At 61.0% G+C, this 11,677-nt stretch carries 5 protein-coding genes and 1 rRNA gene; all 6 read right to left on the reverse strand.

Translation table 11 applies throughout. The features are described from left to right. Positions 1-48: 48 nt before the first annotated feature. Entirely contained in the window at positions 49-1,317 is a 1,269-nt protein-coding gene (locus BM300_RS12385; protein ID WP_092146249.1) for a diguanylate cyclase DgcN/YfiN, read from the reverse strand. Further along, on the reverse strand, positions 1,314-1,889 hold the full coding sequence (locus BM300_RS12390; RefSeq protein WP_092347001.1) for a regulatory sequestration protein YfiR: 576 nt from the start codon (positions 1,887-1,889) through the stop codon (positions 1,314-1,316). The genes BM300_RS12385 and BM300_RS12390 overlap by 4 nt, the downstream gene beginning before the upstream one ends. A gap of 139 nt (positions 1,890-2,028) precedes the next feature. After that, on the reverse strand, positions 2,029-4,125 hold the full coding sequence (recD, locus tag BM300_RS12395) for an exodeoxyribonuclease V subunit alpha (protein WP_092463011.1): 2,097 nt from the start codon (positions 4,123-4,125) through the stop codon (positions 2,029-2,031). After that, on the reverse strand, positions 4,122-7,811 hold the full coding sequence (recB, locus tag BM300_RS12400; RefSeq protein WP_092463013.1) for an exodeoxyribonuclease V subunit beta: 3,690 nt from the start codon (positions 7,809-7,811) through the stop codon (positions 4,122-4,124). The genes recD and recB overlap by 4 nt, the downstream gene beginning before the upstream one ends. Further along, the gene (recC, locus tag BM300_RS12405) at positions 7,808-11,260 is read right to left on the reverse strand and encodes an exodeoxyribonuclease V subunit gamma (protein ID WP_092463014.1); all 3,453 of its coding nucleotides are present in this window, start codon (positions 11,258-11,260) and stop codon (positions 7,808-7,810) included. Before recC ends, recB begins: the two co-directional genes overlap by 4 nt. Before the next feature lie 156 nt (positions 11,261-11,416). Then, positions 11,417-11,532, reverse strand: a 5S ribosomal RNA gene (rrf, locus tag BM300_RS12410). Between the last annotated feature and the right edge of the window lie 145 nt (positions 11,533-11,677).

Below are 11,677 nucleotides of genomic sequence, written 5' to 3' on the forward strand. Positions count from 1 at the left end.
AAGCGCCGCGAACCAGCGCAGGGAAAATTGAGGATATGAACGCACGAGTCAGCTCCTGGTTTGAAGATCAGCGACGGAGTGATCCGACCCCGCCGTATGTTGACCGCCTCGGGCAAGGCGTTTGGCTTGGTACATCGCCGCATCGGCGGCGTGGAGTAGGGTGCCCGGTGTGGCACCATCATCGGGGTAAACGGCAATGCCGATACTGAGGGACGTCAGCACGGAAGCATTGCCGGGCAACTGAATCGGCATTTCCATGCTGGCGATGATTTTTTCAGCGATCCGTTCGGCGTCCTCGGCCTTGTGCAGGGGTGCCAGCAGCACGGCGAATTCATCGCCTCCCAGGCGCGCGACCAAGTCGTCTTCACGCAACTGTGCCCGGACCCGGGTCGCCACGGCCGTCAGCACCGCGTCACCGGCAGCGTGGCCGAAATTGTCGTTGATGCCCTTGAATCGATCGCTGTCCAGGTACAACACGGCCACTTGCTCGTTGAGCTTGCTGGCGTTGCGCAAGGCGCGGATCAGTCGGCCCTCGAAAAACGCCCGGTTCGGCAAGCCGGTCAAGCTGTCGTGGCTGGCCTGGTGTGCCAGAGTTTCGTTTTCGCTTTGCAGGTGAGTCTGCCAGGACTCCAGTTCGTCGAGCAGTGCATTGAAGTCATTGGCCAGATTATCCAGTTCGGCGATGGCGGCCGGCGGCACGCGCCGATCCAGGGCCCGCTCGCTGCGTGCCGCGTGGGCCACTTCGGCCAGGCTGCGCAATGGTCCGGTGATCGCCCGCAACTGACGTCGCGCCAGATAAAGCGCCACCCAGGCACTCACCGCCGTGCACAAAATGATCCCCGCCAGACCGCTGAGCAAAAAGCGCAACAAGCTGCCGCCATGCCCTGCCAATAGAATGCTGCCGATGTTCCGCCCTTGGTGAACGATCGGCAGACTGATGGGCTTTTCCAAAAACGCCTTGGCAATGTGCACTTCCAGCCCCGACAACAGGCCGGTTTCCGGTCGCTGCCAGCGCGCCAACAGGCGGCCATGTTTATTGAACACCTGAGCATCGGCGACTTCCTCGGTGGAAGCGATCAAGGCCAGTGCTTCGGTGGCCGCAGCCGAGTCATCGAACACCACGGCGGCTTCTACGGTGTAGTTGATCGAACGGGCGATCAAATGCAGGTTGTGATCGGCGTAGACCCGCAACGCAAGCACACCCAGCAACGTCAGGGAAACGCTGGCCATGGTGATCGCCACCAACGCGACAATCAGGTGGCCGCGCCCGATGACCGAGCCCAGGGTGGGACGGATCCGCGATTTGGTCAGGCTCATGGTACTGCCGGCCTGCGACGGGAAAGCTGCAGAACGCTCGGATGGATACGCACGCCACTGCGCGCGACCGAGTCGAGGTTGACCTCGAACGATACCTGCTCATCACCGACCCGCAGACAGAACAGGCTCCCCACGGTGCACTGGTCGCCACCTTCGCTGATGCTCAACACGGGCTTGCCGATCAGGGAATCAAACAGGCGGGTGCGCTCGTCGCTGGTCAGCCTGCCGATGTAGACGGCGTTGCAATCCGTAGCGATGTTGGGGTGATCGGCCAGCAATCGCTGTACGGTCACCGGTCGACCGGTGGCCTGGGTGGTGCCTTTGACCAGATCGTCGGTGTATTGAGTCGGGCCGACGATGCACAGTTGCAACTGCGCAGGCTCCACTGGCCAGCGTGCGTAGCTGAGAATGCCCAAGACGACTTGAGTGACCGATTCGGCCCGCTGTTCAGCCCGGCTCGTGGAGGGCGGGACTTCGGCAAGTACCATAGGCGACAGCAACCACAGAAGACCGGCAAGCAGATAATGCCTCCAGTCCTTGCTGCGCACCGCCTCCCGAACCGCCACTTTCATGGAAAATCTCTTAGCCATACGATAAGTGTCGGAACGATAGCACAGTGCCAAAAAGCCAGCGAGCCGGCGCCCTACGGACATATCCGACAGAAAACAGTCAAAATCGTGACTCCGGCATCGAATCACGAAATCTGATCATTCAGTCATCACCCTCCAACTCCAACATGAGCCCGCTCAAACGCTTGACCTTGCGCCGCACCGCCTCCTCGAACACCCCCGCTCGTGGCTCAATCAGGCTGAACCATTGCTTGCCCCGGGTAATGGCGGTGTACACCAACTCCTTGGTCAATACCGGGTTCAGCGCATCCGGGAGGATCAACGCGGTATGGGTGAATTCCGAGCCCTGGGATTTATGCACCGTCATGGCATACACGGTTTCCACATCATTCAGGCGGCTGGGCAGGACGAAACGCACACCGCCCCGGCCGTCGTTGCGCGGGAAAGCAACCCGCAGAACCTGTTTGCCGGCATCGGGGCCATCACGCTCGGGCAGCTTGAGGGCGATACCGATATCGCCGTTCATCAGCCCCAGCCCATAGTCGTTGCGGGTCATCAGCACCGGGCGCCCTTCGTACCACTGGTGATCGCTATCGATAAGGCGGGCCTTGAGCAAGGCGGCGGTGATTCGCAAGTTCAGTCCTTCGACACCCCACGGACCTTTGCGCACCGCGCAAAGCAATTGGAATTCGTCGAAGGCCGCCAGGACTTCCCGGGCCCAATCGGCCCAGCAACGGTCTTCCAGCGGGCGAGAAATGCTCGGGCGTCGCTGCCTTAGCAGGCTCAGGTAATGTCGATAACCCTGGGGGCCATCTGGCTTGCCGTCGAGTAACAGCTTTTCCAATTTTGTATCGTGTTCACTCGCCAATTTCAGGGAAGACAGATCGGCATGCTGCCCTTGCTCCAGCAACTGACGGGCTTTTTCAGGCTGCTGCTGGTTGACCCAGCGAGCCAGTTGACCGATCCCGCTGCCTTCGCCGAAGCGCCGGGAATGCCGAAGCATGACCACTTGCTGTGCCAGCGGATGAGTGCCGTCGAGGTCCTGTTGCAGGTCACTGGCCGCCAGGCTTTCACCACTGACCGATTCAAGCCAGGCTCGGGTCCGGGGGCTGTACCACCCCTCCTCGGCGTCTCGACACAAATCCCCCAGCACCGCACCGGCTTCTACAGAGGCCAACTGGTCCTTGTCCCCCAACAACACCAACCGTGCATGGACCGGCAGTGCATCCAGCAGATTGGCCATCATCTCCAGGTCAATCATCGACGCTTCATCGACCACCAGCACATCCAGTGGCAAGCGATTGCCTGCATGGTGGCGAAAATGCCGGGTGCCGGGGCGGCTGCCCAACAAACGATGGACTGTCGTGACGTCGCAGGGAATCCGTTCGCGCACAGCCTCGTCCACATCCAGGGTCCGGACCTGCTGGCTGATGGACTCCGTCAGGCGCGCCGCCGCCTTGCCAGTGGGCGCGGCCAGACGAATCCGCAGCGGCTTCCCGGCCTCGACGGCCGGTGCCTGGAGCAGGGCCAGCAGGCGTACAACGGTCGTGGTCTTGCCGGTGCCCGGGCCGCCGGTCACGATGCTGAAGGCCCCGCGGGTCGCCAGCGCGCAGGCCAGTTTCTGCCAATCGATCGGGCCGCTGGGGTTGGCCGGCCCGAACAACCCGTCCAAACGCTCGCGCAGGTCGCCGGGCGCCGCTTCATGCTCGATAAGCCGTTGACGCAACGCTTCATCGATCCGCCGTTCGTAACCCCAGTAGCGGCGCAGATAAAGACGCTTGCCAGAGAGCACCAACGGACGTTGCTGCGCCTCTTCGCTCCCATCCACGGCCAGGGCCACCAGACGACTGGACGCCAGGGCCTTGCACCAATGGACGCCATCCAGCGTCGCCAATATTTGCGATGGCAACAGCATCGCGCCCGTCTGCAGGTCACCCTCGGGAGGCAGCGACAGCGCAAAATCCGGTTCCTTGAGGGTCTCGAACACATCCAGGCAAACATGCCCGTGCCCCAGTTGATGGCTGGTCAACGCAGCAGCGAGCAGGACCAAAGGATCATCGTCGGGCGCCAGCTCATGGAGGAACGCCACGAATGCCTTGTCCAGGGCGCGCAACCAGCCGCGCTCGACCCAGCGCGTCAGTAACAACAGCAGGTCCTGCGCACGGCTCAAGGGCGCCAACTCCACCAGGCTTTCGTCGTCGGAGGACTGGGGCAGCAGGTCGGCAAAAGAACGACTCATAGCAACTCTCCCTGTACCCACGCCGGTTCAGCCTTGGGTTCGCCCGCCCCCTGGAACAGGCGATCCAGTTGTTCGATCAATGCCCGTGGCGGCTTGGTGAAATACACACCCTGACTGGCTGAGCGGGTTCCGCGAAGAAACAGGTACAACGCGCCGCCGACGTGCCGGTCGTAGTCGTAATCGGGGAGCCGTGCCTTGAGCTGGCGATGCAGGGCCAACAGGTACAGCACGTATTGCAGGTCGTAGCGATGGTCCAGGATCGACTGTTCCATGGCCGGTACGGTGTAGGCCATGTCATCGACACCCAGCCAGTTGGATTTGTAATCGGCCACGTAGTACCGACCGTCGTGCTCGAACGTCAAATCGATGAAGCCCTTGAACATGCCGTTGAGCAGCACCGGCTCCGCCGCGACGCGGGCCACACCGCCATGGGTGAACCGGCAAACCAGCTGGTCGAGCTTTTGCACATCGACCTTGTGGCTGGCGAACCAGAACTCCATCTCCACCTGGAATCGGCTCAAGTGTTCGAGCACCACTGGCGCCTGGTCGTTTCCGACGTGCATGGGCATCTTGATCAGGTGCCGTAGCCAATCGCTCAACGTGCTGATCCAGCCTTTCCAGCCTCGGCGATTGCAGCGTCGGGCAATGGCATCCTCGATATCCGCTGGTGCCGATGAAAAACCCTCCCCAGCGGCCCACTCCAGCAGGCCATGGAGGAAAGTGCCGGGGTTGGGGCCACGGGGAAAGCGGTGGATGTCGCCACCGACAGCAAGGGTCTCTCTGGGAGCGTCCGGGTCCAATCGTTCATCATCGAACAGTTTCTGGGCCTGGGGACTCTCTGGCGCGGTATCGCTGCCTTCGCTCAGGCTTTCGCTGATGCGCAAGGCACTGTAGGACGCGATCCACCAGTTCTCGCTGGCTTTTCGCAAGGGCACCAAGGGTTCAAGCAACACGGCTTCGTTGCGCGGGGGCCGGTAGTGCTCGTCGGTGGCCTCGGGCATTGGCTGGTAGCTCACCGCGTCACTGCCTTGTTGCAGGTCTTCCAGCCAACGCCTCAATTCCACCGACTCGGCCAGCGGTGCACCACCGCCCAATAGATACCCCAGCGCGGACACATGGAGGATCGAGCGATTGTTGCTGCCCCGCTTGAGATCCGCGACACCTAGCCAGCAGGCATGTTGTGCACGGGTCAGTGCCACGTAGAGAAGCCGCAGGTCCTCGGCCAGACGCTCGTCATCGGCCTTGGCGATCAATTCGGCAGTGGGCTTGAGGCTGATCTGCGCCTTGTTGGCCTCATCGTGGTAGTGCAACGGCAATCGACTGCCATCCACCGGTTTCGTCGAGCAGATGAAGGGCAAGAAGACCAACGGATATTCGAGGCCCTTGGACTTGTGGATCGTGACCACCTTGACCAGTTGCTCATCGCTTTCCAGTCGCAGGATCTGCTCTTCCCCCACTTGCCCGTACAAGGCCAGGTGCTCGGACAAATGCCGGATCAAGGCTTGTTCACCATCCAATTCACCGGCGGCCTGTTGCAACAGTTCGCAAAGGTGCAACAAGTTGGTCAGCACCCGCTCGCCATCGCTGCGCGCCATCAAGGCCTGGGGCAGTTCGAAATCATGCAGCAGGCGCCGCAACATCGGCAGAACGCCCTGGCTGCGCCAGACCGTACGATAACCGCGGAACTGCATGACCCGGGCCTCCCAGGCCAGCTCATCCTGATTGAGACGCTCCAGCTCCGTCAGCGACAGGTTCAACGTGATGCTGGCCAGGGCCGCCCGTAGCGGTCGCTCGGCATCCGGCTCGGCACAGGCCCTGAGCCAGATCAGCAAATCCCGCGCTTCCTGCGAGGCAAAGACCGAATCCTTGTCGGACAGATACACACTGCGCACGCCCCGCGCGGACAACGCGTCTCGCACCGCCTGCGCTTCTTTACCATCGCGCACCAGGATGGCGATATCTGCCGGGCGCACGCCTCGCAGCGCTTTTCCATCGACCGTGAAGCCGTCGCGTCCCGACTGGCCGCCGTTGAGCAACGCCGTGATCTCACTGGCGCAGGCGGCCGCCATGGATTGTCGATACACCGCACCGGAAAGTGGCTGGTCCGACGACAGGTGCCAGATGTTCAGCGCCGCGACCGCCTGCCCAACGACCTGCAAGGACTCCTTGCGCCCCTGGGACTCAACGGACAGGAACGGCACCGGGTTCTCGCCCGAAGGTTCGCGGAACAGAAAGGCGCCACGGCCCTTCGGGCGGGACTCGGCATTCTGGAAAATATGATTTACCGCACCCACCATGGCATGGCTGGAACGGAAATTCGTGCCCAGCGTGTGCAGCCTGCCAGCAGTGGCTTCGCGAGCGCGCAGGTAGGTATAGATGTCGGCACCGCGAAAAGCGTAGATCGCCTGCTTCGGATCGCCGATCAGGAAAAGTCCGGTCCCAGGGTCGTTGTCTTCGATACGGTAGATGCTTTCGAAGATGCGGTATTGAACCGGGTCGGTGTCCTGGAACTCATCGATCAGCGCCACCGGAAACTGTTCGCGGATCAGGCTCGCCAGACGCTCGCCGCCGTCGGCCTGCAGGGCCGCATCGAGACGCAGCAGCATGTCATCGAAGCCCATCTCGGCGCGGCGACGTTTCTCTGCCTCGAAGCGCGTCCCGACCCATTGCGCGGCATGCTGCAACACGGCGGCATCTGGCGTGGGCAACGCATCCAGGCTGGCCTTGAGACTGGCCATGGCGTCCAGCCCGGGATGGTTGGGCACTTCACCTTTCCAGGCTTCGGCCATGCCCTCGGGCGTCAACCGCGTGAATCCGGTGCCGATGTCCAACAGCTCAAGGCTTTCGTCATCGACCCAGGCAGTAATTTTCTGAAACCATGGCTCGAAGTAACGCGCCTGCATCTTGCGCCCGTCAACAGACTTGCTGGCAACGCCTTGCTGGCAGATCTCCAACAGTTCCACCGCCCATTGCCGCCACGGCGCCTTGAGATCGAGCAAGGCGGCACTGCGCTCCTGCAAGGCCGCGGCGATGAGTTCAGCAGGCTCAAGCCCGTCGCCGTTGCCATGCTCGCTGGAAAACAAACCTCGCACCCGCGGCAACAGCGCAGCAGGCCCTCCCCAATGGGTACGCACCCAGTTCAGCGCCTCGCCTTGCATCGAATAGCAGAACAACCGCCAATAATCGCGCAGAACCTCGCCCAGCAATTCGCTGTGGTCGGTTTCCAGGGTCTGGGTGAACAGGCTGCCGCTGTCGAAGGCATGCTCACGCAACATGCGCTGGCACCAACTGTGGATGGTCGAGACGGCCGCTTCGTCCATCCACTGCGCAGCAATGTCCAGCCGGTTCGCGCAGCCAGGCCATTGCTCAGCGTTGAACTCATCGCGCAACGCGGCGATCAGCGAATCCGGGGCGGGAATTTCGTCACGGAAGAAACGCGCCGCTTCGGCCAGACGGGTGCGAATTCGTTCACGCAACTCTTTGGTGGCAGCGTCCGTGAAGGTCACCACCAGGATTTGCGGTGGAAGCAACTCGCGGCCAAAGCCGGACGCCGGACCGCCATGCCCCAGCACCAGACGCAGGTACAGCGCCGAGATGGTGAAGGTCTTGCCGGTGCCGGCGCTGGCCTCGATCAGTTGGCTGCCACGTAGCGGAAAAGCCAGGGCCAATGGGGTCTGTCGACTCATGAACGGGCTTCCTCGCCGACCAATGAACGCCATGGGGCTTCGAGCAACGGCCGATAAAGCGCATCGCACCAATCGGGGAATGTTTCGTCAGCCATCAAGGCATCGAAATCAGGAAACTGTCGAGCCAATGCCGGACTTTCCCGCCGCTCGCCTTCAAACGTCTGCCCATCGCCCTCATAGGCTTTGCGAGCCGCCGCTTCGGCCTTGACCGGATCAGTCTGGCCGAGCCAGGCGAAAGCCGTCTTCACCGCGATCGGTAGCGGCTGGCGCATACCGGTCTGCCAGGCCTGCAGCATGTCGCCCAGTAGCCTTTGTGCGACAGGCTCCTCAAAAGGCGCCAGCAGCAAGCTGTCATCACTGGCTACCAATGCCGTCGTCAACGACAGGCCATTAGCGCAGGCCACGAGATGGTTGACCCAAGGCCGTATCAGGCGATGCCACTTACGGGTCTTGGTGGAACCGATGCTGTTGGGTATGGCCGTGATGGCGAGGACCGCACCGTCGGAACGCTGATGCAAACCACTGAGCCACCCTTCGACATTCACTCCCAGCAATTGCAGGCTGACTGGCACAGCGCTGACCGACGGTGTCGGCCATAACGCCAGAAGCTGTTGGTATCGCTGGAGCAGATCCGGCAGGGGTTCGATCAATTCACGCTGCATGCATTCACCGAAACCGGCCATGGGTAACAGGCCGCTGTTCTGCAGTCTTTTGGCGTGAGCGGTGAGGGCAAGATCCGGCTGGTCCAGGCGTACCAGGGCGGCCTCGAGCAAGCTGTCACTCAAGCTGTAGCGTTGCAGCGCATCAAGCACGAAAGGTTCGTCATCGGCCAAAGGCGCTTCGATGGCCTCGAAGAACACTTTCAACCGCTGACTGAAGAAATGGCGGACAGGATTGCGCAGGAAGTCCTGCAACTGCCCAAGGCCCAAGGGCTCCTCCTGGACATAGGGTTCCAGCACCTGGTTCTTGTCGGTGTGATCGCAAACGCCATGGAGCATCCGCCATTCGCTGGCGTAACTGAACAGCTCGTCACCTTCATGGAAATAACGTGCACTGAACGGTTGCAACGGATGCTCCTGGGTCAGGGCATCGAGAAGAGGCTTGCTGTCATCTGCCAACCGCCAGCCACTGGCGAGATGATCGCGCAGTTGGCCGATCAACACCGATGCCGGGCGCTCGCTGTTGTCGCGAATACTGCGACCCACCCAACTGATATACAGCTTTTCCCGGGCAGAAAGCAGCGCTTCCAACAGCAGGTAACGGTCGTCCTCACGGCGGGAACGATCGCCCGGACGATAATCGCCCCCCATCAGGTCGAAGTCCAAAGGCGGCTGGGCTCTCGGGTAATCACCATCATTCATCCCCAGCAGGCACACCAGCTTGAAGGGAATCGCGCGCATCGGCATCAAGGTACAGAAGTTGACTGCGCCGGCCAGGAAACGCTGGGACAGTCGCCCCTGATCCAGTCCGGCCAACCACGCCTCTCGTACCACCGTCAGCGGCAATTCATCGTGCAGCCCCACCGACTCACAGGTTTCCAGCCAGGTTTCACGCAAGTCTTCGAGTTGGGCCAGCAAATAGTCGTCATGCTCGTTGCTTGCCTGGAAAAACAGCTGCATCAGATCTTGCAGGCGTGAACCCCATTGCTGCGGCGATGCCGGCCGGGTAAGTTCCTGATGGGCGACTTCCAGGGCATCCAGCAATGCAACCAAGGGACCGATCAACGCCGCGTCCAGGCCACCGATCTCGTCATAGGGCTCAATGCCCTCATACGCATTCGAACTGCCGACGGCATACCCCAGCAACATGCGACGCAAGCCGAAATGCCAGCTGTTCTGCTCAAGCTCGGCAGGCAGGCCCAACCCGGCACGGTGTTCGGCGCTCATCCCCCAGCGAATCCCGGCGCCTTCGATCCAGCGGTGCAGTGTCGGCAGGTCGGCCTCATCAATGCCAAACCGTTCGCGCAACGCCGGGACATCCAGCAGATCGAGGATTTCGCTGACCGGAAAGCGACTGTCCGGCAGCTTGAGCAAATGCTCGACGGCGATCAGCAATGGATCACGTCCACGCTGGCCCTGGTCGGTCAGCGTGAAGGGAATGAACCGCGGGTCGCCCCTGTCGAGCTGGCCGAACACTGCGCGAATGTGTGGTGCATAACTGTCAATGTCCGGGACCATGACGATGATGTCCCGTGGGCGCAGGGTCGGATCCGCACTGAAGTAGGCCAGCAATTGGTCGTGAAGAATTTCGACTTCACGCTGGGCGCCGTGGGCCACATGAAAACGGATCGAGCCGTCTCGCTCCGTATCGACGATAGGCCAGTGTTTCCGGGTTTCATTCAGGGGGCGCAGCTCCAGGATGTCATCCTGCAACTGGCTGAGAAGGGTTGTAGGAGTTCCATCAGTGAACAGGTCAATTCGCCCATCACGAAACACCGAGCGATAGCTGTTGGGGTCATCGTAGCTGTCGAGCAGGTTGATATAGTCGCGCCCTTGCTTGCCCCAGGCGGCCAACAACGGATGGGCATGTTGATGCAGGGTTTGCGGATCGAGGACGACGGGCATGCCAGCCTTGCGTGCCTGGCGCTTGTATTGATGACGCAGCAAGTCCTTGTCGGCGACGATGTCCGCCCAATGATGGCGACATGGGTTATGCACGCAGAGCAGAACCTGGCTGAACCGGGAAAGGCCGGCGAGCGCCTCCAGGACCTGGGCAGGCAACGAAGAAATACCAAACACGATGACCCGTGCGGGCAGGCCTTTCGGAGCGGCTTCCAGGCTATTGATACGTTCGATGTAGCGCTGATGAACGCCAGCACGGCTTTGCGCCATGCCTTGTTCCCCCACATCCAGCAACAAGGCTCGCCACAGTTCCGCTTGCCAGCAATTCGCCGGCGCGAGCGACTTGATTTCGCCTCGGACATTTCTGGTCTGGTGTCGACCTTCCGCCCAATCCTCAAGCCAGTCGGCCCGGTAGACCTGGTACTGGTCGAACAGATCGGCAAGACGCTCGGACAGTTGATAGCGCTTGCGCAAGTCGGTGTCGTGGGTAAGGAATCGTCGCAGAGGTTCGAAATGAGGCTGCTCGATCAACTGCGGCAGCAGGCGCATCAGGCGCCAGGTCAGCGGAGCCTTGTCCAATAGGGACTTGGCCGGAATTTCGTCGCGTCCAAGGACTGTTCGATAAAGCTGCCACATGAAACTGCCCGGCAGTTGCACATCAATGGCAGCCGCAATACCGCAGCCGCCGGAATCATCGTCTTCCGGGTCTTCAGCCAGTGCGAGCTTGAGCCATTGGGCAATGCCGTTGCTCTGTACCAGGGCGATTTCATTTTCAAGGGGGGCCAGCGGATAGCGCCGCATCAAGCTGATCACGAGGCTGCGCAATTCATCAAGGCGATTCCCGTGAACCACCATGAAAGCTGGGCTGAGGGACGTTGCGTCCGGCATGAAAGGCATCCTTGAAAATGCAAAAGCTAGGGGCAGAACCTTAGCACTGTCGGGGGGTTGTGACAGCCGGGAGCAGTCCGCGCTTGTCGTAAGAACTTTCTTGCGGGCAAAACAAAACCCCTACCTGCATCAGCAGATAGGGGTTTCGGAATTTAATCTTGACGATGACCTACTCTCACATGGGGAAACCCCACACTACCATCGGCGATGCATCGTTTCACTTCTGAGTTCGGGATGGGATCAGGTGGTTCCAATGCTCTATGGTCGTCAAGAAATTCGGTAGCCAGCGCGTGCCTTGCGGTCACGTTCCAGCGAATGGGTATGCGATAGTTTGTGTGTTGCTGTCGAGTCTCTCGAACTTTCGGTTCGTTTCGTCTTCACACACCGTAATCTGGTCTCTTTCGCCTTCGGCTTGGA

The sequence above is a fragment of the Pseudomonas sp. NFACC46-3 genome (genome assembly GCF_900114515.1).
GTDB lineage: Bacteria > Pseudomonadota > Gammaproteobacteria > Pseudomonadales > Pseudomonadaceae > Aquipseudomonas > Aquipseudomonas fluorescens_Q.

Coding starts and splice junctions, on each gene's coding strand:
- BM300_RS12385 (WP_092146249.1), bottom strand. CDS start 1,317: ATGAGCCTGACCAAATCGCGGATCCGTCCCACCCTGGGCTCGGTCATC.
- BM300_RS12390 (WP_092347001.1), bottom strand. CDS start 1,889: ATGAAAGTGGCGGTTCGGGAGGCGGTGCGCAGCAAGGACTGGAGGCAT.
- recD (WP_092463011.1), bottom strand. CDS start 4,125: ATGAGTCGTTCTTTTGCCGACCTGCTGCCCCAGTCCTCCGACGACGAA.
- recB (WP_092463013.1), bottom strand. CDS start 7,811: ATGAGTCGACAGACCCCATTGGCCCTGGCTTTTCCGCTACGTGGCAGC.
- recC (WP_092463014.1), bottom strand. CDS start 11,260: ATGCCGGACGCAACGTCCCTCAGCCCAGCTTTCATGGTGGTTCACGGG.